Origin of the sequence: Erythrobacter sp. CCH5-A1 (assembly GCF_001557115.1) — a bacterium.
Classification (GTDB): Bacteria; Pseudomonadota; Alphaproteobacteria; order Sphingomonadales; family Sphingomonadaceae; genus Erythrobacter.
Window position 1 is genome coordinate 15,349 of record NZ_LSKQ01000178.1, and the last position, 21,535, is coordinate 36,883.

Sequence of the window (21,535 nt, forward strand, 5' to 3'; positions counted from 1 at the left end):
CCCCGCGCGCTGGGGAATTGCCCTCGCTGATGGGCGCGAGGAATATTTTGACAATGCAGATCAACGGCTTGTGAGCCTCGACAATTTTCTCGTCGATCCGGACCACGCCATTTCACAAGCGAGTTTGCAAAGTTTTGCAAAAATCACGCCGCAATATCCCGGCGTGCGCGCACCGCTTGATCCGGCAGTGCAGGCCGCTTGGGCAGCGCAGCTCTCGCCGCTGCTCGACCAGTGGTTCGGCAAGGCGGGCCGTCCCTGGGCGATGCAGGCATGGTATTCGTTGGTAACCACCCCGCGCGAGGCGCTCGTCCCGATGCAGCGCCTGCCGCATGTCGACGGCACCGATCCGCAGCAGATCGCGATGATGCTCTACCTCCACCGCACCGGCCACGGCGGCACCGCCTTCTTCCGCCACCGCTCAACCGGGCTCGCGGCGCTCACCGCCGAGACCTACCCGCGCTATGCCGCCGCCGTGCGGGCCGAGTATGGCCGCACCGGCCTGCCGCCCGCCGCCTACCCTACCGACGGCGCCCCGCACTTCGAGCGCATCCATATCGCCGAGGGGACCTTCAACCGCGCGGTGTTCTACCGCGGCAACCTGCTCCACAGCGGGGTGATCGACAACGACGCCCCCTTGAGCGCCGACCCCCGTGAGGGCCGGCTGACGATCAACGCCTTCTTCCGCCCGGCCCCCGGCTGACGCGGCGAAACATGGGACGAGGACATATGGAACGGCCTGAAGTGAACAAGCTGGTGATCGTCGGCGGGGGCACCGCCGGGTGGATCACCGCGGCCGCCTTTGCGCGGCTGCTGGGCCAGCGCCTCACCATCGAGCTGGTCGAGAGCGAGGCGATCGGCACGGTCGGCGTGGGCGAGGCGACGATCCCGCAGATCATCCGCCTCAACGCCATCCTCGGGCTCGACGAGAACGCCTTCCTGCGCGCCACATCAGGCACCTTCAAGCTCGGGATCGAGTTCGTCGACTGGGGGGTCAAGGGCAGCCGCTATCTCCACACCTTCGGCGACACGGGGATGAGTCTCGGTCACGTGCCCTTCCACCACTACTGGCGGCGCAGCGCCGGGGCGGCGCCTGACCCCAAGGGCTTGTGGGACTATTCGCTCCACCAGATGGCCGCCGATCAGGCGCGCTTCGGCAAGCTCGATCGGGTCGGCAACACCTCCATGACCGGCCTCGCCTATGCCTATCACTTCGACGCGAGCCGCTATGCCCTGTTCCTGCGCGCCTATGCCGAGCAGAAGGGCGTCACCCGCACCGAGGGCATCGTCGAGAGCGTCCAGCGCGATGGCGAGAGCGGGGATATCACCTCGATCACTCTCAAGGGCGGCAAGCAGGTCGCGGGCGATTTCTTCATCGACTGCACCGGCTTTCGCGCCTTGCTGCTCGGCGAGACGCTGGGTGTCGGCTATCAGGACTGGTCGAAGTGGCTCCCCTGCGACCGCGCGCTGGCGGTGCCTTCCGAGCGGCTGCCGACACTGGTGCCGTATACCCGCGCGACCGCGAAGGATGCCGGGTGGCAATGGCGCATCCCGCTCCAGCACCGCACCGGCAACGGCCATGTCTATTCGAGCGGCTTCACCACCGACGAGGCGGCGGCCGAGACGCTGCTGGCGGGGCTCGACACCAAGGCGCTGGGCGATCCGCGCCCGATCCGCTTCACCACCGGGCGGCGCGAGGCCTTCTGGGCGCATAATTGCGCCGCCATCGGCCTCTCCAGCGGGTTCCTCGAGCCGCTCGAATCGACCTCGATCCACCTGATCCAGTCGCATGTCAGCCGCTTGATCCAGCTCTTCCCGCGCGCCGGAGATCCGGGCGCGATCCGTGAGGAATACAACCGGCGCTGCGCGGCGGAGTTCGCGCAGATCCGCGATTTCCTCATCCTCCACTACCACCAGACCGCCCGCGAGGATTCGGAGTTCTGGCGCTACTGCAAGAACATGGAGGTGCCTGAGAGCCTTACCCACAAGATCGCCCTGTTCGCGCAGGGCGGGCGCGTGGGCCGCGATGTCGACGACCTGTTCCGCGATGCGAGCTGGGTGCAGGTGATGCTCGGTCAGGGGGTGATGCCGGCGGATTACGATCCGATGGCCGACCAGATCAGCGACGCGCAGCTCGCCGAGTTCCTCGCCAATGTGAAGACCCTCACCGCGCGTGCGGTGGGCAGCCTGCCCACCCACGAGGAATACCTCGCGCGCCACTGCCCGGTCGACGAAAGGCTGCTCGCCGCCGCCTGACCGGGCGGCGACACGCCCACGAAAAAGGGCGGCGCAGCCATGCTGCACCGCCCGTTTTTCTTGTGCCCTGAGGCGTCTGCCGAATTACTTCGCCAACCCTTACTTGGATTGCGCTTCCAGATAGGCGACGAGGTCGGCGCGCTTCTGGTCGTCCTTGACGCCCGGGAAGTTCATCTTGGTGCCCGGGATGTAGCCCTTCGGGTCCTTGAGGTATTCGAACAGGACCTGCGGCGTCCAGGTGATGCCGCTGTTCTTGTTGGCGTCCGAATAGGCGAAGCCGGCGACCGAGCCCGACTTGCGGCCGACGATCTTGTGCAGCGACGGACCGACGCGGTTCACGCCTTCATCGAAAACGTGGCAGGTGCGGCATGCGGCGAAAACCTTCTCGCCCGAGGCGGCATCGCCGGTGAAGCTGGCATATTCGAGCTTCGCGCCGGCATCGGCGGCAGCAGCCGCCGGAGTGGCAGCGGCGGTCTCGGCCGGAGCGGCCGCTTCGGGCGCCGCCGGAGCAGCAGCAGTCTCTTCTTCCTTCTTGCCACCGCAAGCCGAAAGGGTGGCGAGTGCTGCCAGCGCAGCTGCGCCCATCAGGAAATTACGCTTCATGGTCGTTTGTCCTCTGAACAACTTGTTCCTCCCGCATCCCAGCGGGCCTTACTCCAGATTCTCGGGCGTGGAAAGCGGGAGTTGACGCTTCGCCCGCACTCCCTCCCCAAGTCCGCAGTGACCCTAACGCACGACAATGCAAGGCGGTTCCGCGCGAGCTGCCGCAAGCCTTGTGCCAGACATTGCCAACCCCGGATCGCGCGCTATGGTCGCGGGCATGAACACTTTACCAAAGTCCACCAAGCTGACCCTCGCCCTGCTCGTCATCGCGCCCTTGTGGTTCATGATCGCCGCCTTCGGTACCAAGTTCGGCATCTGGGACTGGCGCTTCGGGTTGCTGACGATGACGATCACCGCGGGGCCAATCGTGCTCGGCCTGCTCGGCCTCACCGCACTGGTGGCGCTGGTCCTGGCGATCCGGTCGAAGCCGCGGCGGATGGTCCCGCTGGCGGTGGCGGTCGTCGCGCTCTTCACGGTCGGCGTAGTGTTCGGTCTGATGGGGAGCCTCGGGGGCAAGGCGGCCGAAAACCCGATCTCCGACATTGCCACCGACACCGGCAATCCGCCGGGCTTCTCGGCCGACACCATGAAGGCGCGCACGGAGACCAAGGCCAATCCGGTCAATGACTACCAGACCCCGCTCGGCCAGATCGCGCCTTACAAGGAGCGCGTTTCGGACGAGCTGGCGGTCAAGAGCCTCGCGCAGATCATCACCGCCAAGTCCGACCGCCCGGCCCCGTTGCCCTTGGGCGGAGCGGACAAGGCAGCCGGCATCGCGGCGGTCAAGGCGGCAATGACCGCGATGGGCCTCACCGATATCCGCGCGGATGAAGCCGCCGGCACGGTCGAGGGCGTGGCGACGAGCTTCTGGTTCGGCTTCAAGGACGATGTCGTCGCCCGCGTCGGCGATGCGCAGATCGATTTCCGCTCGGTAAGCCGGGTGGGCGTGAGCGATCTCGGCGCCAACACCGCGCGCATCAACGATCTGCGTGCGCGGACCGAGGCGCTGCTCGGAACCGCGGCGCGCTAGTCCCTGAAGGCTGAGACTGCCATCGCGCTGCGCTGAAACACGGTGAGCGTGCACAGCGCGGCGTAGGCATAGGCGATCGGCCCGAACCAGGCGGGCATCAGGCACATGGCGATGAAGACCGCGATGGTCTCGGTGCCCTCGGCAAGGCCGGTCGAGTAGAAGAAGCTCTTCTTCCCGTGCGCCTCGGTGCTCGCCCCGCGCTTGCCCGCGATGACGGCGAAAGCGAGAAAGCTGACGCCGGTGAGCACGAAGCTCGCGACCAGCACCAAGGCGGGGAGCGTGTTGGCGGGCGCGAGGATGCCGAAGCCCACGGGCACGGCGACATAGAAGGCAAAGTCGGCGACGATATCGAAATAGCCGCCGAGGTCAGAGGGCCCGCGAGCCCGCGCCACCGCCCCGTCGAGCCCGTCGAGCACCCGGTTGGCGAGGATCAGCGCAAGTCCCCAGCCGATGTGGCCGAGCGCGATGGCGGCGGCTCCGGCAAGGCCGAGGGCGAGGCCGGCGAAGGTGATCGTGTTGGCGGTGATCCCCGCGCCCGCCAACGTGCGGCCGATGGCGTTCAGGGGCGGGTCGATCAGGGGGCGGAGTTTGGCGTCGAGCATCCACTCACCCCCACGTCACCAGCCCGATCCACGCGCCGGTCATGGCGCTGGCGAGGTTGCCCGCGATCCAGCTCTTCATGCCCAGCCCCGCAGCCTCGGCGCGGCGTTCGGGGCAGAGCGTTCCGATGGTCGAGACCAGGAGGCCCACGCTCGCGAGGTTGGCGACCCCGCACAGCGCATAGGTCACGATCAGCGTCGCCCGCGGCCCGAGCGTTCCCGGGGCGAGCGCGGCGAGTTCGAGATAGGCGACATATTCGTTCAGCACCGCCTTGGTGCCCATCAGCCCGCCGGCGGCCTGCGCCTCGCCCCAGGGCACGCCGAGCAGCCACATGAAGGGGGCCAGCGCCCAGCCGAGCATCCGCTTCAGGCTGAGCGGCTCGCCTTCCACCGTCAGCGTCGTCGCGGCGAGCGCCATGTCGACCAGAGCCACCAGCGCGAAGACGGTGATGATGACCGCGATCACCGCGAGGAACAGTTGCAGCCCGTCGAGCGTGCCCTTGATGATCGCATCGATGCTGCTCTCGTACTTGAGGCCCGTCTCCGCGGCGTCGATCTCGGTCGCGGCATCGTCGGCCGCGGGCGGCACCATCAGCCGCGCGACCAGCAGCGCGGCGGGGAGCGAGATCAGCGAGGCGGAGATCATGTGACCGACCGCATCGGGCACGGTGGCTTTCAGGGTGGTCGCGTAGAGGATGAGGATCGCGCCGCTGATGGTCGCCATCGTCAGGGTCATGATCTGGAACAGCTCGGAGCGGCTGACCTTGCCGAAATAGGCGCGGGTCACGAGCGGTGCCTCGACCACGCCGAGGAACACGCTCGCCCCGCCCGAGAGGCCGACGACCCCGCTCACGCCGAGCGAACGGCGCAGGAGGAAGGACAGGCCATTGACGGTCCAGCGCAGCACCCCCCAGTGCCACAGCAGCGCCGACAGGGCCGAGAAGACGATCACCAGCGGCAGGATCTGGAAGGCGATGATGAGCGGCGGCTGCGCGCCCTCTTTCAGCGCGAAGGGCAGTTCCGCTCCGCCGAGATAGCCGAACATGTAGGATGAGCCCTTCAAGGTCGCCGCCTCGACCGCGCTCACCGCATTGTTGACGAGGCCGACCGCCGCCCACACCGCCGGCACCCGCACGATCAGCACCGCAAGCAGTCCCTGCAAGGCAAGCGCTCCGGCGATCCAGCGCCAGCCGGGCAAGGTCCTGCGGTTCTCGGAAACGGCCCATGCGAGGCCCATCAGCACGGCGATGCCGATGATCCCGCGCAATTGGTCGAACAATTCCACCCCGCTCTAGCCCCGCATCCAGTCGTGATAGCGCTCGACCCACTTCAGCAGGCCTTCGGGCTTGTTGGCGCGCTTCCAGTTGCCCGCGGCAAACTTGTTGGCCTCGGCCATGGTGGGGTAGGAATGGATCGTGCCGAGGATCTTGTTGAGGCCGATCCCGTGCTTCATCGCGAGCACATATTCGGCCAGCAATTCGCCCGCATGCGCGCCGACGATGGTGGCGCCGAGGATCTTGTCCTTGCCGCCCGCAGGCGTGAGCACCTTCACGAAGCCCTTGGTCTCGCTCTCGGCAATCGCGCGGTCGAGATCGTCCAGTTCGTAGCGGGTGACCTCGACGTCGATCCCCTGCTCGGCCGCCTCGCGCTCGTTGAGGCCGACGCGGGCGACTTCGGGGTCGAGGAAGGTGACGGCGGGGATCACGCGGTAATCGGCCTTGAACTTGCGGAACATCCCGAACAGCGCGTTGACGCTCGCATACCACGCCTGGTGGCTGGCAGTGTGGGTGAACTGGTAGGGCCCGGCAACGTCCCCCGCGGCGAAGATATTGGGGAATTTGGTCGCGAGGAATTCGTCGGTGACGACGGTTTTCGCAACGTCGACGCCAATGGTCTCGAGCCCGAAGCCCGTCAGCCGCGCCTTCCTCCCGATTGCGACGATCAGCGCATCGAAGGGCACCGCGACCTCGGCCGCGCCATGTTCGGCGATCAGGGTGCGGCCCTCGATCCGCACCGCCTTGTGGCCGGTGAGGACGCGCACCCCGTCGGCTTCGAGCGATTCCTTCGCCAGCGCCGAGACATCCGCGTCCTCGCGGCCCAGCAGAGCGTCGGCCATCTCGACCTGCGTCACCTCGGAGCCCAGCCGCGCGAGCGCCTGCGACAGCTCGCACCCGATCGGCCCGCCGCCAAGCACCGCCACGCGCGGCGGCGCGGCGTCCATCTGCGCGAAGGCCTGCCACATGGTCTCGCTGGTAAGGTAGCCACTTTCGTCGATCCCCGGGATCGGCGGCACCACCGGCTCGGCGCCGCTGGCGATGATGATCGAGCGGGTGGTAAGGCGCTGCGTGCCGCCTTCGTTGCGGGCGATCTCGACCGTCCACGGGTCGATGATCGTCGCGTAGCCCTTGACCACATCGACGCCGAGACCCTCGTAGCGCTCGACGCTGTCATGCGGCTCGATCGCCTTGATGGTGTCGAGCACCCGCGCGATCACCGCCTTGAACGGCACCTCGGGCTCGACCGGCGCCAGCCCAAACCGGTCGGCATGGCGCATCGTCGCGGCGACCTTGGCGCTCTTGATGATCGCCTTGGAGGGCACGCAGCCCGTATTGAGGCAATCGCCGCCCATTTCATGCGCCTCGACCAGCGTCACCTTGGCCTTCACCTGCGCGGCGATATAGGCCGACACCAGCCCCGCTGACCCTGCGCCGATCACCACCAGATTGCGGTCGAACTTCTTGGGGCGGGTGAAGCCGGCATAGACCTTGCGCGCCTTGAGGAAGCCGATGATGCCCTTGGCGATCCACGGAACGATGCTCAGCAGCACGAAGCTGCCGATGATCGCGGGCGAGGCGATGTCCGACGCGCTCTCGATCTGCGCCAGCTGCGTGCCCGCGTTCACATAGACCAGCGTGCCGAGCAGCGTGCCGATCTGCGTCACCCAGACATAGGTCAGCGTGCGGATGCGGGTCAGGCCCATCACCAGATTGACCACGAAGAACGGCACCGCCGGAATCAGGCGCAGGCTGAAGAGGTAGAAGGCCCCGTCCTTTTCGAGCCCCGCATTGATCGCCTTGAGCCGGTCGCCAAAGCGCGCTTCGATGCTGTCACGCAGCACGTAGCGCGAGGAGAGGAAGGCCAGCGTCGCGCCGATGGTCGAGGCGAAGGACACGATGATCGTCCCTTCGATCACGCCGAACAACGCGCCCGCCGCCAGCGTCAGCACCGCCGCGCCGGGGAAGGACGCGGCCGTGACGATCACGTAGATCGCGAAAAACCCGGCGATCACCAGTAGCGCGTTGGCCTGCTGGAACGCCGCGACCTGGGTCTTTACTCCTTCGATCGTCAGATACTGCCCGAGGTCGAAGACGAAATAGGCGGCGACGAGCGCGGCCAGCACGGCGATAATGACGAGTTTCTTCACGAGACGATCCCCTTTGCGGCCCGGTTCGGTGGCAAACCGCGTGCCGTTACGCCCTTCGCGCCAGTGCGGCGTATTTCGCGATCCAAGCTTTGTCGATCCGGTGCTTGAGCGCAAGCACCCAGCGGCCCTCCGCCGAGACGGGACCGTAGCTGAGGATCGCCGAGCCGTCGCCGGTGTTGAGCAGATAGAGGCTGTGGCGGCGCGGATTGTAGCGCGCGCGCGGGGCCTTGCCCTCGATCGCCATGCGCAGATTGGCGGCGAGCACCGGTCCGGCGAACACCGCGTGGACCCCGGCATGAGCGAGCGGACGGTCGGTGCGCGCGGCGATGTCTCCGGCGGCGAGGATGTGGGGATGCGAGACCGAGCGCTGGTGCGCGTCCACCGCGATGAAGCCCGCAGCCTTGGTCGCCACGCCGCTCGCGCGCACCCAGCCGGGCGCGGCGCTGCCGGTGGCGGCGATGACGCAATCGGCCGGCTCGAGGATCTGGCCGCCTGCCTTCAGCATCCCGCCCTCGAACCGCGCATCTTCCGCGACGACCGCGATCCCCTGCCGCGCGAGCGCCCGCAGGGTGCGAGCGCGCACGCCGGGCGCAAAGCCGGGGAGCAACCCGCCCGCCCCCGTCGCAAGCGTCACTTCGGGGCGCGGGTCAGCGCCCGCAAGGCTCCTCAGACCGAAAGCAAGCTCCACACCCCCCGCCCCGCCGCCCGCGACGACCACGCGCTCCAGCCCGCGCCGAGAGGCGCGCAAGCCGGCGAGGCTCTCGACCAGCGCGCCGATGGGCCGCACCTCGATGAGCCGTGGATCGTCGCCGAGCAGCCGCGCGCCCTGCCCCTCGCCCCCGGTGTCGAAGCTGGCGAGGCCGAAGCCGATCTCTTTCCCGCCCGCGGTCGTCACCACACGCGCCTCGGGATCGAGCGCGGTGCACATGTCCAGCACCAGTTCCACGCCCGCGCGCGCCGCCAGCGCTGCCAGATCGACCAGCCCGTCGCCTTGCGCGTGCTGCCCCGCGAGCCAGCCGGGCACCATGCCCGAATAGCGCAGCGCCGGCTCCGGGGTCAGCAGCACAGCACGCGCGCCGCCCGAAGCGCCTTGGGGCACACCGTGCCGGATCCAGTCGGCCAGCACCGCGACATGCGCGTGCCCGCCGCCCACCAGCAGGACATCGGCCTCGATCCGTCCGGTTTGCATGTCCGAGCCTGCCATCACCCGCCTTTCATTGCGCGCGGTTCATCTGCCCGCAAGCTTTGCTCGCTATCGGGGCGCGATACTTTATTACCTCTCATCAACTGCCAAACCCTGTATCTTCGCGAATTTGCACATCTTGTCCGGCAAGGAACCGGCACCGCTCTCGGCCATTGTTCGCTTGCGCAGCGGGACGGTTGCAATAGAGGCAATATTGTCCGGCGGCGCCCCGGTTCCGGGGCAAAGCATCGCAGGCACACGGGTTTCGCAACGGAAAGGCTGACATGGCAGGCCAAGGCCAGAGTTACGGGTCCAAGATCAGCCTCGTGAAGTTCTTCAGGATCTTCTTCGACATCCTGAAGCCCGAGGCGAGTTTCTACTGGCTGGCCGCCGTCTACGGGATCGGCATCAGCCTGCTGAGCCTTGCCACGCCGATCTCGGTGCAGATGCTTATCAACACCATCGCCAACACCGCGCTGACCGCGCCGCTGGTGGTGCTCTCGCTCACCCTGTTCGGCCTGCTCACCATCTCGGTGCTGCTCTACGCCTTGCGCGTCCACCTGATGGAACTGTTCGCCCGCCGGTTCCACGCGCGCATGGTGGCGGAGATCGCGCTGATTTCGGTCTATGCGCAGAACCCGTTCTTTTCGGACGCCAAGAAGGGCTCGCTGTTCAACCGTTATTTCGACGTGGTCTATGTCCAGACCGCGATCCCGATCCTGATGATCGGCGGCTTCACTACGCTGCTCCAGATCGCGGTCGGCTTCGTGCTGGTGAGCCTCTACCACCCCTATTTCCTCGGCTTCACGCTGGTGATGATCGCAGCGATCTGGGTGGTGTGGCTGGTGTGGGGCGCGCGGGCGCTGCGCACGGGTGTCGATGTCAGCCACGCCAAGCACGCCACCGCCGCCTGGCTCGACACGATCGGCCATTCGAACGGCTTCTTCAAGTCGCAGCGCCGGATCGACTACGCGCTCGACAAGACCGACGATTTCACACGGGTCTACATCAACGACCGGCGGCGCCACTTCCGCCACCTGTTCGCGCAGACCCTCGCCTTCCTGCTGATGTATGCCGGCGCCAGCGCCGCGCTGTTGGGGCTGGGCGGGTGGCTGGTGATCCAGAACGAGCTCACTCTCGGACAGCTGGTCGCGGCCGAGCTGGTGCTGTCGGCCGCCTTCGTCGGGGTTTCGCAGCTCGGCAGCTACCTCAACTATTTCTACGACCTGTTCGCCGCGATCGAGGAAATCTCGCAGTTCTACGATGTCGAGCAGGAACAGCCCAAGGGCGCCGATCCCTTCGACGGGCCGGACCACACCATCGTGATGAAGGGCGTCAAGGGCCGCGCGCGGCACGAGGAGGCGCAGTTCGATCTCGACATCCCCTCGGGCTCGATCATCATGGCCGCCGCCAGCCAGCACGGCGTGCAGCGGCTGTTCACCAACCTGCTCAAGATGCACGTGTTGCCGCAAGGAGGCATCGCGACGCTGGGCGGCATCGACATGAAGGCGATCGAGGCGCACCACCTCAGGAAGAACGTCCACGTGCTCGACCGGCCGAGCATCGTCGAGATGACGATCCGCGAATATCTCGCCCTGTCCTGCCCCGACACCGCCCCGCAGCGGATGCTCGGCGCGTTGGAGACGGTGGGGCTGGCGGGCACCATCGCGACGCTGGAGAAGGGCCTCGACACCCCGCTGGCCTCGACCGGCTATCCGCTCTCGGCGGTCGAGCTCCAGCAGCTGAAACTGGCGAACGCGCTGCTCGAGCGGCCGCGCATCCTGGTGCTCTCGCGCCTGTTCGACCTGCTCGAGCCCGAACCGATCGAACGCGCGGTCGCCGAACTGCGTGCGCAGGCCTACACCACCGTGATCTATTTCTCCGGCCGGCGGATCGATCTCGGCTTCGACCGCTTCCTCTATCTCGAGGCGCACCAGCAGCGCACCTTCGCCAGCTTCGAAGCCTTTGCCGCCGCCACCGGCATCGCAGTGCAGGGAGCCTGACCATGGCGACGCTCAAGGAAGACATGGCGCACTTCACCACCCTCGCCTCCATCCGGGTGCCGCGGGTGATGCGGGTGGTGTTCTACATGATCCTCGCCGCGATCATCATCGCGGTCGCTTTCCTCGTCTACGTCCCGTGGGTGCAGACCACCTCGGGCAACGGCGTGGTGACGACGCTGAGCCCCAACGAGCGCAAGCAGGACATCAACGCGCTGGTGCCCGGCCGGATCGAGGAATGGTACGTGCGTGATGGATCTTCGGTGAAGAAGGGCGATCCGATCGTCCGCATCGCCGATATCGATCCCAATCTGGTCGAACGCCTGCAGGCCGAACGCGCGCAGATCGCGCTGCAGCTGGAAGCCGCCAAGTCCGCGCTCGCCACCGCCCGGCTCGACGAGCGCCGCAGCCGCGAGCTGTTCGAGGCGGGGCTTGCCGCCCGGCGCGATTACGAAGCCGCGCAGATCCGCATCGCCGAGCGCGAGGGCCAGGTCGCCGCCGCCGAGGCGGCGCTGAACCGCGCCGACGTCAACCTCTCGCGCCAGTCCGAACAGATCGTGCGCGCGCCGCGCGACGGCTTCATCCAGAGCCTCAACGCAGGGGACGCGGCAACCTTCATCAAGGCGGGCGACGTGCTCGCGACCTTCGTGCCCGACGGCGCGGCGCGGGTGATCGAGATCTTCATCGACGGGCGCGATGTCGCGCTGGTGCGGCCGGGCGATGCCACCCGCATCCAGTTCGAAGGCTGGCCGGCGGTGCAATTCTCCGGCTGGCCCTCGGTCGCGGTCGGCACCTTCGGCGGCCGGGTCATCGCGGTCGACCGCTCGGCCCAGATCGACGGGCGCTTCCGCGTGCTGATCGCCGAGGAGAAGCTCGACGGCTACGGCTGGCCTGAGGAGCGCTACGTCCGCTTCGGCGCGGCGGTGCAGGCCTGGGTGCTGCTTGAGACGGTGCCGGTCGGCTACGAGATCTGGCGCCAGCTCAACAACTTCCCCCCGCAGCTGCCGGCTGCCCAGAGCACCTCGTCAGGCACCGGGACGAAGCAGTGACGCAACTGCGCCGGCCTGTCCTGATGCTGCCGGGTGCGGCGCTGGCGCTGCTTTGCGCCGCGCCAGCGCCCGTGTCCGCGCAGGACATCGCCCCCAATCCCGAGCCGCTCGAGGCCGCGCTCAGGACCGGCCCGCTCACCCCCGAAGAGGTCCTGCGCTCCTCGGCGCTGACCTTCCCGCAGGTGCTCGAGGCCTTCGAGCGCGAGGCGGCCGCACGCGCCGACCAGCTCGGCGCGGATGGTGCCTTCGACCTGATGCTCAAGGGGGAATATTACGACCGCCTCACCGGCTTCTATTCGGGCGGCTATGGCAAGGTCGAGGCGCGCCAGCCCTTGCGGCTCTATGGGGCGGAGGTCTTCGGGAGCTACCGGGTCTCCAACGGCGACTTCCCGACTTACGAGAACTACAACTACACCAACGCCTTAGGCGAAGTGAAGGTCGGCGCGCTGTTCTCGCTGCTGCGCAACCGCGACATCGACAGCCGCCGCTTCGCGATCGAGGACACGCGCCTCGCCGCCTCGCAGGCGAAGCTCGACGTGATGCTGGTGCAACTGAACGTCCAGCACGAAGCCTTGCGCGCCTATTGGCGCTGGGTCGCGGCGGGCGAGGAAATCCGGGTGTTCGAGGAACTGCTCGAAATCGCCGAGGCACGCCAGGTCGGCCTCACCCGCGAGGTGAGCGAAGGCGCGCGCGCGCGCATCGCGCTGACCGAGAACGAGCAGAACCTGCTGCGCCGCCGCACCTTGCTCGAACAGGCGCGGCGCGACTTCCTCACCGCATCGAACAGCCTCGGCTTCTATCTGCGCGGCGAGGCCGGGGAGATGATCGTCCCCACCCGCGAGATGCTGCCCGATCTCGGCCGGATGCGCGCCATCGCCAAGCCCGAGGTGCTGGCCGCAACCCCGGTGAGCGAGGTGATCCGGAACCGCCCCGAGCTCCAGACCTTCGAGATCGCGCTCGAGCGGGCAAACAACCGGGTCGCGCTGCGGCAGAACGACCTGCAGCCCAAGCTCGACGCCTCGGTCGAGCTGTCGCGCGATTTCGGCCAGATCGGCCCCGGGGGTCCGGGTTTCGATTCGACCGATACCGTGGTCGGCCTCACGTTCAGCGTGCCGCTCCAGCGCCGCACAGCGCAAGGCGCGGTCCAGCGCGCCGAGGCCGAGCTGCGCGAGACCGAGCTGCGCCAGCGCCGCATCACCGACCAGATCACCACCGATGTCGCCAACATCCTCGCCAATCTCGGCGCGGCGATCAGGCTCGCCGATCTGGCCGATGCGGAGGTCAAGCAGGCCAATGCGATGGTGCAGGCCGAACGCACCCGTTTCCGCCTCGGCGCGGGCGAGTTCTTCCTCGTCAACGCGCGCGAGGAAACCGCCGCCAACGCCCGCATCAGCGCGATCCGCGCGCAGCTCGCCGGGCGCCTTGCCGAAGCGAGCTACAACGCGGCGACGATGAACCTTAAGGCGCTGGGGCTGGATTAGAAGGTCACGCTCGCCATGATCTTCTCGACCTCGGCCTTGTCGCGCTCGAAGAAGTGGGTGGCAGGCGCGAGGAAGCTGATCAGGTAGAGCTGGCCCTTGACCATGGTCCCGATCGCCATCCCGCGGCGCTTCAGGGGGCTGCCCTCAACCGAATATTCGAAGGCGAACTTGACCGCGTCCTGCCCACCCAGCTTGGCCGGTTCGACCGAGGTCATCTGGAACACCGAGGTGTTGAGCACCAGCCGGGTCGAGCTTTCGTAGAATTCCGGGATGTCCGTGATGTCGAGGTTGGCCGCCAGCTTGGGGAGCGGGCGCTCCTTCTTCTGCGCGTCACGGTAGAGCGTCGTCCCGGCGGGCAGGCCGGCAACGAAGTAGAGTTCGTTGAGGTTGGTGCCGTCGCGCGTCCAGACCTCGCCCTGCTTGATCGGGCGAACGCTCCAGCGGTTCCAGTTCTCCGACGGGGTCGCCTTCATCGTGCTCTTGGCGACCGCCACCGGCTTGTCCTCCTCGACGATCTTCCACCCGGCGAGAACGGGGGCGGCGGGGAGCGCGACCAGCGCGGCGGCAAGAGCCAGGACAGACAGCCTCTTCATCATTGTACTCCTGCTAGGGTGCTCACCATGGCGCGGTCCGGGGCATTGGGGACGCGGCCGAGATATTCGCGGAAATCGGCGCGGGCCTCTTCGGCGCGGCCTGCCTTGCGCAGCGCATAGCCGCGGCCGCGCCACAATTCGGGCAGATCGCCGCCGCGCACGATGGTGTCGGTGTAGAAGCCGATCGCCGCTTCCGCATCGCCCGGCGCGCCGCGGCGGCGGTGGAACTCGGCGCGGGCAAAGCCGCTCCACGGGGTCCAGCCATTGGCCTTGTCGATCGAATCGATAAGAAACAGGCTGCTGCCGTCGTCATTGAGCTTCAACTGGTCGTCGAGGAACTGCGGCCACCAAGCCGCCAGCCTTGCGCGGTAGCGTTCCTCGCCCTTGGTGAGCGCCGGAACGCCGGCCTGCTGCGCGAGAGCGGCGCGCAGGTAATCGACCCGCGCTTGGCTCGGCGGGTGGGTATCGAACATTCCGGCCTTGGCCTTGCGCTTGTCCTTGTCGCGCCCGCGCGCCACCAGCGTCGCGTCGCGCTCGTCGAGCATCTGCTCCCAGATCAGCGGCACCTGCGCCGGATCGTAGCCCGCATCGGTGACGAGCCTGAGCCCGTCACGGTCGGCCTCCTCCTCCATCTCGCGCGAGAAGGCGAAGAGCGATTCGAGCATGCCGATCGAGAACAGCAGGCCCACCCCGGTCAGCGCGAGGAAGGCGGCCGCGTTGCTCTTCTCCTTGGCCTCGCGGAAAAGCTGGAGACTGTGGCGGCGCTTGAAGTGGGCGAATTCGTGGCCCATCACCGCCGCCAGCTGCGCCTCGTTCTGGGCGCGCAGCAAGAGGCCCGACCACACGGTCATCACCCCATTGGGGGCCATGGTCGCGTTGAAATAGGGCGAGCGCAGGACATAGAGCCGGATATTGGCGCATTCCGGCCCGACGGTGCGGCACAGCACCTCGCGCAGATAGGCGTTCAATTCGGGATCTCGGATCACCTGCTGCGAGATCTTGAGCGAGCGCTCGGACTCGGCCATCTGGTGCCACAGCCCGCGTTCCAGATCGTCGGACGGCTGATAGGGGCCCTCGAAGGTGCCCTCGACAGCCGGCTCGGGCGCCGGCGCAGGCGGCGCGGCGTCCTGCCCGGCCAGCGGGCTCGCCGCGGCCAGCGCCAGCAGCGGGAAGGTGTTAAGGAGAAGTCTGCGCATCGGGCGATCCCAGGCGGCACCTGCCGGGCAGGTGGCCGCTCCCTTTCGAAGCCTGCGACCCCGGGGCCTCAGCCCGGAGCCTTTGGGAGAACCACGCCGGCGCGCAGCGGGAATCCGTCCATCAGCTGGCCGACCCGCTTTTCCGCGCCATCCACCTCGCGCGGGTCGCCGCCCATGGCGAGATCGGTGTTGAACCACACGACATCGCCGGTCGAAAGGTCGACAAGCCCGGCATAGCCGACATGGATGCCCGAAGGCACCATCACGCACACCCCGATGAGGCAGCCGAGCATCCCCGCCGCCTGCGCCGCCTTGCGCCCGGCGTCGCCATAGGCGTCGTTGGTGAACACGAACATCGCGTAGTCCGCGCCGGTTGCTTCCTTGAGCTTCGCCGCACCCGGCCCGAGCGTCCAGTCGAGCGTACTGACCTTGCGCGGGCGGGCGCCCGGCACCGTGGTATCGGTCACGAGCTTCTGCTTGGTGGCGAGCTTATCGCCGATCGTGACATGGGTGAAGATCGCGCCCGACACCGCCTCGAACAGCGCGCGGTATTCGGTCAGCACCTCGGCGTTCTCGCCTTCGAGCTCGTCGACGAACTGGAGCTGGGCGTTGAGCAGCTTGGCGCGCTCGGTCAGCTTGGCCTGGATGTTGGCCCGCGCGGTTTCGGTCCAGTCGGCATTGGGCTCGACGATCCCGCCCGCCTTCTGCGTACCGACGCTGACATCGGGGCGGAAGACCACGATCTTCATGCTGCCATCGGCGGGGAAGGCAAAGCCGTCGCGGGTGGTGTCCCCGGCCATGGCCGGTGCCGCGAAGGCAAGCATGCTGGCCCCGGCAAGAGCGATCACGCCCGCACGCACAGTCTTCAAATTCATTGATTGCGCCCCTGAAAACATCTCCATGCATAGGGATATCAGACGATTTTCGGCCCGCAACGGTTTTTGACAAAGACAAGCAATTTTCGACTAGCCGGGCGGCAGCCGCGTCACAGGCAGCTCAGATCTTCCCGCGCATGGCCTGATAGGCGGCCGCCGCAACCGTGTTGGCGAGGTTCAGGGAGCGGATCACTTCGGAGCGCATCGGCAGCTTGAACAGGCGGTCGGCGTGGGCTTCGATGATCGCTTGGGGGATGCCCTTCGTCTCCTGCCCGAACACCAGATAGGCGTCTTCGGGATAGTCGGGCTCGTAGAAACTGCGCGCGCCGAATTCCTCGAACAGGAACAACTGGTCCGCACGCGGAGTGCGCGCTTCGAGGAACGCGTCCCAGCTGGCATATTCGGTGAGCCGGACGTGCGGCCAGTAATCGAGGCCCGAGCGCTTCACCCGCTTGTCGTCGATGGTGAAGCCCAGCGGGTGGATCAGGATCAGCTCCATGTCGAGCGCCACGCAGGTCCGCCCCACCGCGCCGGTGTTGCCGGGGATCTCGGGCTGGACGAGGACGATGGAGAGGTTAGGGGCGAGCGACAGGGGCGCAGCCTAGAAATTGTCCGGCACGCGCTGCCCGGTGACGGCGTCGATCACCTTGCCCGCGTCGTAATCGAGCACCCCCGGTACCCGCACCAGCCGCGCGATATTGACCGTGTTGGGGGTGAAAAAGCGGCCCACCGCGCGATAGGACGCTGCTACCACCCGGGCGTCTGCCAGCCCCGGCGCACGCGAGCTGTCTGCCCGCACCGGACGGACCGTCGCGGAATAGCCCTGCGCGCCTTCGAGTTCGGGAATCCGCGAGGCCTGCGAAGCATAGTCACTGATCAGGTAGCCAAGGTCGGTCACCTCGCCCGCCTTCGCCGAAAAGCCCACCGAGCCGAGGCACATGCACACCATCAGACGCGGCAGGCCGGTGCTGGGGGTGAAACCATAGAGCACGTAGTCGCCCGGCAGCGCCTCGACCAGAAATGTCTCTTCCTCGGCGCCGCGTGCGAACTTTCGCCCGAAGTCGACATCCTGAAGGTTGGCGACTTCGTCCCACGAAAAAGCGAAACTCTCGATCGATGGCGCAGGTGGCGGCGAGCCTGCCTCAGCGCCGGCCATGCGATACTGCTCCATCGCACGCTGATGCGCCTTCGTGAGATCGGGCAGCGCCTTGGCAAAGGCGGCGGCGCGGGCCGCTTCGTAACGCGCGACCTCGTCGCTACCGGGAATGCGCATCAGCAGCGGCTCGAGCGGGTTGCTGTTCTGCGGGCGGGGGACGCGGAACAGCAGATAGGCCCGGTCTGCGCGCAAGGTGACGGGCTTGCCGCCGGCGATCTCGACCAGTTCGTCAGCGGGCTTGGCGGCGAGGCTGTGGAGCGGCGCCACCAGCGCGGCGAGGGTCGCGACGACCGCAAGGACAGACGGGCGCATCAGCGGCGCTCCGGAAGGGGCTCTGCATCGGGGCGCGGGCCCGAAGCGATCCGCGCCCGCAGCGCTGCGGGATCGGCAACGCGCTCCTCATTCATCGCCTTCCATGTCGCCTTGGGAACGGGGAAGCGCTGATAGCCGAGCGGCTCGAGGCAGGTGCGCAGCCGCCCCTGTGTGGCAAGCGGTACCGCCGAGCCGAACAGCAGCGCGCCCATGATATCGCCCACCAATCCATAGCCGTGATCGGGCGCAGGCGCATCGTCCCGCGCCTCGGACGAGCCGCGCCATGCGATGAACATCGGCAACAGGGGCGCGTTCACATCTCCCATCGGGGTGAAGCGATAGCAGTCCGCAAAATCGGCATAGGCCTGCTCGTAGGACGTGTCGGCGCGCCAGAAATAGTAATATTTCTCGCCGTCGCGCACCACCGCAGGATCGCGTCCGCCCGAAAGGTCGGGGACGGTGATCGTGGCGGGATCTGGAATGGCAGAAGGTCCCGCCTGCGCCCAGGCCGGGGCGCTGACGGTGGCGGCGGCGAGCACGGTCGCTGCGGCGATCAGTCCGATACGCATGTCATGCCGCCCCCGGTTATGCCGCCAGCATCAGCCCAGCTTGCCCTTCAGGAGCTGGTTTACCAGCTGCGGGTTCGCCTTGCCCTGCATCGCCTTCATCGTCTGGCCGACGAAGAAGCCGAACAGCGCTTCCTTGCCGGCGCGGTATTGTTCGACCTTGTCGGCATTGGCGGCGATGATCGCGTCGACCGCGGCCTCGATCGCGCCGGTGTCGGAGACCTGCTTGAGGCCCTCGCTTTCCGCGATTTCAGCCGGATCGCGGCCGGTCTTGAGGACGATTTCAAAAATCTCCTTGGCCTGCCCGCCGCTGATCTCGGCCTTGTCGGCCATGGCGAGGATCGCGGCCTGCGCGCTCGCGGTGGCGTTGGCGGGGTCGGCCTCGTCGCCCAGCGCCTTGATCACGCCCGGCGCGACCGAGAGCGACCAGTTGGCGACCTGCGTGGCGACGGCGGCGTCATCCTTTCGGCAAGCCTTGGCGGTCTCAGCCAGCAGCGTCTCGAACCGCGCGAAGGTTTCCACCTCGGCGGTCAGCTCGCGGGCGTTGTAGGGGGTGAGGCCGAGCACCTCGACATAACGCTTGCGCTTGGCATCGGGCAATTCGGGCAGCGAGGCGCGGCATTCGGCGAGGAAGTCGTCCTCCAGCACCAGCGGCAGCAGGTCGGGATCGGGGAAGTAGCGATAGTCGTGCGCATCTTCCTTGCTGCGCATGGTGCGGGTGGTGCCGGTGCCGGGGTCGAACAGGCGGGTTTCCTGCACGATGGTCCCGCCGCTCTCGAGCACGTCGACCTGACGCATCGCCTCGTGCTCGATCGCCTGCATGACGAAGCGCACGGAGTTGACGTTCTTGGTCTCGGTCCGGGTGCCGAAGGGCTCGCCCGGACGGCGCACGGAGACGTTGACGTCGGCGCGCATCGAGCCTTCTTCCATGTTGCCGTCGCACGAGCCGACATAGCGCAGGATGGCGCGCAGCTTGCGCACATAGGCCCCGGCTTCGGCGGGTGAGCGCATGTCGGGCTTGGAGACGATCTCCATCAGCGCCACGCCCGAGCGGTTCAGGTCGACATAGGACATGGTCGGGTGCTGGTCGTGCATCAGTTTCCCTGCGTCCTGTTCGATATGGATGCGCTCGATGCCGATGACCTTGTCTTCCGGGATGCCCGCCTTCTCGTCCGCCTCGATCAGCAGCGAGCCCTCGCCCACGATCGGGTGGTAGAGCTGGCTGATCTGGTAGCCCTGCGGCAGATCGGCGTAGAAGTAGTTCTTGCGGTCAAAACGCGACCACGCGTTGATCTGCGCCTCGATGGCCATGCCGGTGCGCACCGCCTGCCGGATGCACTCGCGGTTGGGCACGGGCAGCATCCCCGGCATCGCGGCATCGACGAGGGAGACCTGCGCATTGGGCTCGGCCCCGAAGGCGGTGGCGGCGCCCGAGAACAGCTTGGCGTTGGAGGTGACCTGCGCGTGGACTTCGAGGCCGATCACGACCTCCCATTCGCCGGTCGCGCCCTGGATGCGGTAGTTGCTCATTTCCGTTCCTCGTCCTCGATCACCTTGCCATCCGGCCCGAAGCGCATCTCGCCGTGATCGACGTTCTTCCTTACCCAATTGGCGACCATGAAGGTCAGCGGCACCGCCAGCATGATGCCGATCCCGGCGATCCACAGCGGCAGGTCGGGTGTCACCACCACTTCTCCGGCTTGGCGGTGAACCCGGCGCGCTGCTGGATCGCGAGGCCGGCGTCGAGCACGCCCTGCTCGTCGAAGGGCTTGCCGACCAGCTGGAGGCCGAGCGGAAGGCCGTCGGCGTTGATCGTCGCGGGCACGCTCATTGCGGGCAGGCCCGCGAGGCTGGCGGGCACGGCGAAGACGTCGTTGAGATACATCGTCAGAGGGTCTTCGTTCATCGAGCCCAAGGGGAAGCTCGCGGTCGGCGTGGTCGGCGCGAGGATCACGTCGCACTGCTCGAAGGCCAGCGCGAAATCGCGGGCGACCAGCGCGCGGACCTTCTGCGCCTGGGTGTAATAGGCGTCGTAGAAGCCCGCCGAGAGAACGTAGGTGCCGATCAGGATGCGGCGCTTGACCTCGTCGCCGAAGCCGGCGGCGCGGGTGGCGGCGTACATGTCCTGAAGGCCGACGCCTTCGGGCAGATCGCGAAGGCCGTAACGCACCCCGTCATAGCGGGCGAGGTTGCTCGACGCCTCGGCGGGCGCGACGATGTAGTAGGCGGGCAGCGCGTATTTGGTGTGGGGCAGCGAGACGTCGACGATCTCGGCGCCCGCGTCCTTGAGCCACGCCTTGCCCTGCTCCCACGAATCGAGGATCGCCTGATCGGTGCCCTCCATCCGGTATTCGCGCGGGATGCCGACCTTCTTGCCCCTCAGGTCAGAGTTCAGCGCGGCTTCCCAGTCGGGCACGGGCATGTCGAGGCTGGTCGCATCCTTCGGATCGAACCCCGCCATCGCGCCGAGCATGATCGCGCAATCCTCGACAGAACGCGCCATCGGCCCGGCCTGATCGAGCGAGGAGGCGAAGGCGACGATGCCCCAGCGCGAGCAGCGGCCATAGGTCGGCTTGATCCCGCAAATGCCGGTGAAGGCAGCAGGCTGGCGGATCGAGCCGCCGGTGTCGGTGCCGGTCGCGGCAGGCGCGATGCGCGCGGCTACCGCGGCAGACGAGCCGCCCGAAGAGCCGCCGGGGCTCATCGCGGCGTTCGACCCGGCCTTCTTCCACGGCGAGGTGACGTTGCCGAAATAGGAGGTTTCGTTCGACGATCCCATCGCGAACTGGTCAAGATTGAGCTTGCCCAGCATCCCCGCGCCCGCATCCCACAGCTTCTGCGAGACGGTGCTTTCGTAGCGGGGGGTGAAGCCCTCGAGGATGTGGCTCGCGGCGGTGGTCTGGACGCCGTGGGTGGCGAACAGGTCCTTCATGCCGATCGGCACGCCCGCCATCTTGCCGAGCGGCTCGCCCGCAGCGCGCGCCGCGTCCACCTTGTCGGCGGCGGCGAGGGCGTGGTCGGGGGTGGTGACGATGAAGGCGTTGAGGCTCGCTGCCTCGGCCACGGCGGCGTTGAAGCTCTCCGCCACTTCGCGCGCGGTGAAATCGCCCTTAGCGACACCGTCGCGGATGTCTTTCACGCCGAGAGAGGTAAGGTCGGTCATTTCATCTCCCCTCCCGCCTGCGGGAGGGGAGATGAAATGACCGACCTTACCT

General features: G+C 67.4%; 20 protein-coding genes. 6 read left to right on the plus strand and 14 right to left on the minus strand.

The window, feature by feature from the left end:
* Positions 1–16 precede the first annotated feature (16 nt).
* A complete protein-coding gene (locus AX708_RS10790; protein ID WP_066529203.1) occupies positions 17–700 on the plus strand; it encodes a DUF6445 family protein in 684 nt (227 codons plus the stop codon).
* A gap of 26 nt (positions 701–726) precedes the next feature.
* A complete protein-coding gene (locus tag AX708_RS10795; protein ID WP_066529182.1) occupies positions 727–2,253 on the plus strand; it encodes a tryptophan halogenase family protein in 1,527 nt (508 codons plus the stop codon).
* Between the two features lie 99 nt (positions 2,254–2,352).
* Here AX708_RS10795 and AX708_RS10800 read toward each other — a convergent pair whose 3' ends face one another.
* Entirely contained in the window at positions 2,353–2,856 is a 504-nt protein-coding gene (locus AX708_RS10800; RefSeq protein WP_197426051.1) for a cytochrome c family protein, read from the minus strand.
* A 217-nt stretch (positions 2,857–3,073) separates the two neighbouring features.
* On the opposite strand from AX708_RS10800, the gene AX708_RS10805 reads away from it, so the two are divergent.
* Positions 3,074–3,886 carry a DUF1499 domain-containing protein gene (locus tag AX708_RS10805; RefSeq protein WP_066529201.1) on the plus strand — a complete coding sequence of 271 codons (813 nt, stop codon included), beginning with the start codon at positions 3,074–3,076 and terminating at the stop codon, positions 3,884–3,886.
* Here AX708_RS10805 and AX708_RS10810 read toward each other — a convergent pair.
* From AX708_RS10810 to AX708_RS10825, 4 genes are read right to left on the minus strand one after another with little or no spacing between them, the layout of a single operon-like run.
* Positions 3,883–4,488: a CDP-alcohol phosphatidyltransferase family protein gene (locus tag AX708_RS10810; RefSeq protein ID WP_066529179.1), complete on the minus strand. Its 606-nt coding sequence runs from the start codon at positions 4,486–4,488 to the stop codon at positions 3,883–3,885. The two genes, AX708_RS10805 and AX708_RS10810, sit on opposite strands and share 4 nt — an antisense overlap.
* A 4-nt stretch (positions 4,489–4,492) precedes the next feature.
* On the minus strand, positions 4,493–5,770 hold the full coding sequence (locus AX708_RS10815) for a NupC/NupG family nucleoside CNT transporter (RefSeq protein ID WP_066529176.1): 1,278 nt from the start codon (positions 5,768–5,770) through the stop codon (positions 4,493–4,495).
* A gap of 6 nt (positions 5,771–5,776) precedes the next feature.
* Positions 5,777–7,909 (minus strand): FAD-dependent oxidoreductase, encoded by a 2,133-nt coding sequence (locus tag AX708_RS10820; protein ID WP_066529175.1) that lies wholly within the window; start codon positions 7,907–7,909, stop codon positions 5,777–5,779.
* 46 nt (positions 7,910–7,955) lie between these two features.
* Complete coding sequence (locus tag AX708_RS10825; RefSeq protein WP_066529173.1) at positions 7,956–9,113, minus strand: FAD-dependent oxidoreductase; 1,158 nt, start codon at positions 9,111–9,113, stop codon at positions 7,956–7,958.
* Between the two features lie 263 nt (positions 9,114–9,376).
* Between AX708_RS10825 and AX708_RS10830 the strand changes: the two genes are divergently transcribed.
* From AX708_RS10830 to AX708_RS10840, 3 genes are read left to right on the plus strand one after another with little or no spacing between them, the layout of a single operon-like run.
* Complete coding sequence (locus AX708_RS10830) at positions 9,377–11,095, plus strand: ABC transporter transmembrane domain-containing protein (protein ID WP_066529171.1); 1,719 nt, start codon at positions 9,377–9,379, stop codon at positions 11,093–11,095.
* 2 nt (positions 11,096–11,097) lie between these two features.
* Entirely contained in the window at positions 11,098–12,141 is a 1,044-nt protein-coding gene (locus tag AX708_RS10835; protein WP_197426050.1) for an HlyD family secretion protein, read from the plus strand.
* On the plus strand, positions 12,138–13,622 hold the full coding sequence (locus AX708_RS10840) for a TolC family protein (protein WP_066529168.1): 1,485 nt from the start codon (positions 12,138–12,140) through the stop codon (positions 13,620–13,622). The genes AX708_RS10835 and AX708_RS10840 overlap by 4 nt, the downstream gene beginning before the upstream one ends.
* Here the strand turns inward: AX708_RS10840 and AX708_RS10845 are convergent.
* From AX708_RS10845 to gatA, 9 genes are all read right to left on the minus strand, one after another.
* The gene (locus AX708_RS10845; RefSeq protein ID WP_066529166.1) at positions 13,619–14,215 is read right to left on the minus strand and encodes a hypothetical protein; all 597 of its coding nucleotides are present in this window, start codon (positions 14,213–14,215) and stop codon (positions 13,619–13,621) included. The two genes, AX708_RS10840 and AX708_RS10845, sit on opposite strands and share 4 nt — an antisense overlap.
* A complete protein-coding gene (locus AX708_RS10850; protein WP_066529165.1) occupies positions 14,215–15,411 on the minus strand; it encodes a M48 family metallopeptidase in 1,197 nt (398 codons plus the stop codon). The genes AX708_RS10845 and AX708_RS10850 overlap by 1 nt, the downstream gene beginning before the upstream one ends.
* 68 nt (positions 15,412–15,479) lie before the next feature.
* Positions 15,480–16,286, minus strand: coding sequence for a hypothetical protein (locus tag AX708_RS10855; RefSeq protein WP_066529162.1), 807 nt, complete (start codon positions 16,284–16,286; stop codon positions 15,480–15,482).
* A gap of 121 nt (positions 16,287–16,407) precedes the next feature.
* Complete coding sequence (locus AX708_RS10860) at positions 16,408–16,878, minus strand: tRNA (cytidine(34)-2'-O)-methyltransferase (protein ID WP_066529159.1); 471 nt, start codon at positions 16,876–16,878, stop codon at positions 16,408–16,410.
* A 9-nt stretch (positions 16,879–16,887) separates the two neighbouring features.
* A complete protein-coding gene (locus AX708_RS10865; protein WP_066529156.1) occupies positions 16,888–17,754 on the minus strand; it encodes a hypothetical protein in 867 nt (288 codons plus the stop codon).
* A complete protein-coding gene (locus AX708_RS10870; RefSeq protein ID WP_066529151.1) occupies positions 17,754–18,323 on the minus strand; it encodes a hypothetical protein in 570 nt (189 codons plus the stop codon). Before AX708_RS10870 ends, AX708_RS10865 begins: the two co-directional genes overlap by 1 nt.
* Positions 18,324–18,353: 30 nt before the next feature.
* Positions 18,354–19,850, minus strand: a complete 1,497-nt coding sequence (gene gatB, locus AX708_RS10875) for an Asp-tRNA(Asn)/Glu-tRNA(Gln) amidotransferase subunit GatB (protein WP_066529149.1) — start codon at positions 19,848–19,850, stop codon at positions 18,354–18,356.
* Positions 19,847–20,008 carry a hypothetical protein gene (locus AX708_RS10880; RefSeq protein WP_197426049.1) on the minus strand — a complete coding sequence of 54 codons (162 nt, stop codon included), beginning with the start codon at positions 20,006–20,008 and terminating at the stop codon, positions 19,847–19,849. The genes gatB and AX708_RS10880 overlap by 4 nt, the downstream gene beginning before the upstream one ends.
* Positions 20,002–21,483, minus strand: coding sequence for an Asp-tRNA(Asn)/Glu-tRNA(Gln) amidotransferase subunit GatA (gene gatA, locus AX708_RS10885; protein WP_067490121.1), 1,482 nt, complete (start codon positions 21,481–21,483; stop codon positions 20,002–20,004). Before gatA ends, AX708_RS10880 begins: the two co-directional genes overlap by 7 nt.
* Between the last annotated feature and the right edge of the window lie 52 nt (positions 21,484–21,535).

What these genes read in the sequence shown, in the direction of transcription:
- AX708_RS10825 (WP_066529173.1), bottom strand. Translation starts at nt 9,113, where the DNA reads ATGGCAGGCTCGGACATGCAAACCGGACGGATCGAGGCCGATGTCCTG.
- AX708_RS10870 (WP_066529151.1), bottom strand. Translation starts at nt 18,323, where the DNA reads ATGCGTATCGGACTGATCGCCGCAGCGACCGTGCTCGCCGCCGCCACC.
- AX708_RS10810 (WP_066529179.1), bottom strand. Translation starts at nt 4,488, where the DNA reads ATGCTCGACGCCAAACTCCGCCCCCTGATCGACCCGCCCCTGAACGCC.
- AX708_RS10855 (WP_066529162.1), bottom strand. Translation starts at nt 16,286, where the DNA reads ATGAATTTGAAGACTGTGCGTGCGGGCGTGATCGCTCTTGCCGGGGCC.
- gatA (WP_067490121.1), bottom strand. Translation starts at nt 21,483, where the DNA reads ATGACCGACCTTACCTCTCTCGGCGTGAAAGACATCCGCGACGGTGTC.
- AX708_RS10865 (WP_066529156.1), bottom strand. Translation starts at nt 17,754, where the DNA reads ATGCGCCCGTCTGTCCTTGCGGTCGTCGCGACCCTCGCCGCGCTGGTG.
- AX708_RS10800 (WP_197426051.1), bottom strand. Translation starts at nt 2,856, where the DNA reads ATGAAGCGTAATTTCCTGATGGGCGCAGCTGCGCTGGCAGCACTCGCC.
- AX708_RS10850 (WP_066529165.1), bottom strand. Translation starts at nt 15,411, where the DNA reads ATGCGCAGACTTCTCCTTAACACCTTCCCGCTGCTGGCGCTGGCCGCG.
- AX708_RS10805 (WP_066529201.1), top strand. Translation starts at nt 3,074, where the DNA reads ATGAACACTTTACCAAAGTCCACCAAGCTGACCCTCGCCCTGCTCGTC.
- AX708_RS10845 (WP_066529166.1), bottom strand. Translation starts at nt 14,215, where the DNA reads ATGAAGAGGCTGTCTGTCCTGGCTCTTGCCGCCGCGCTGGTCGCGCTC.
- AX708_RS10835 (WP_197426050.1), top strand. Translation starts at nt 11,098, where the DNA reads ATGGCGACGCTCAAGGAAGACATGGCGCACTTCACCACCCTCGCCTCC.
- AX708_RS10795 (WP_066529182.1), top strand. Translation starts at nt 727, where the DNA reads ATGGAACGGCCTGAAGTGAACAAGCTGGTGATCGTCGGCGGGGGCACC.
- AX708_RS10830 (WP_066529171.1), top strand. Translation starts at nt 9,377, where the DNA reads ATGGCAGGCCAAGGCCAGAGTTACGGGTCCAAGATCAGCCTCGTGAAG.
- gatB (WP_066529149.1), bottom strand. Translation starts at nt 19,850, where the DNA reads ATGAGCAACTACCGCATCCAGGGCGCGACCGGCGAATGGGAGGTCGTG.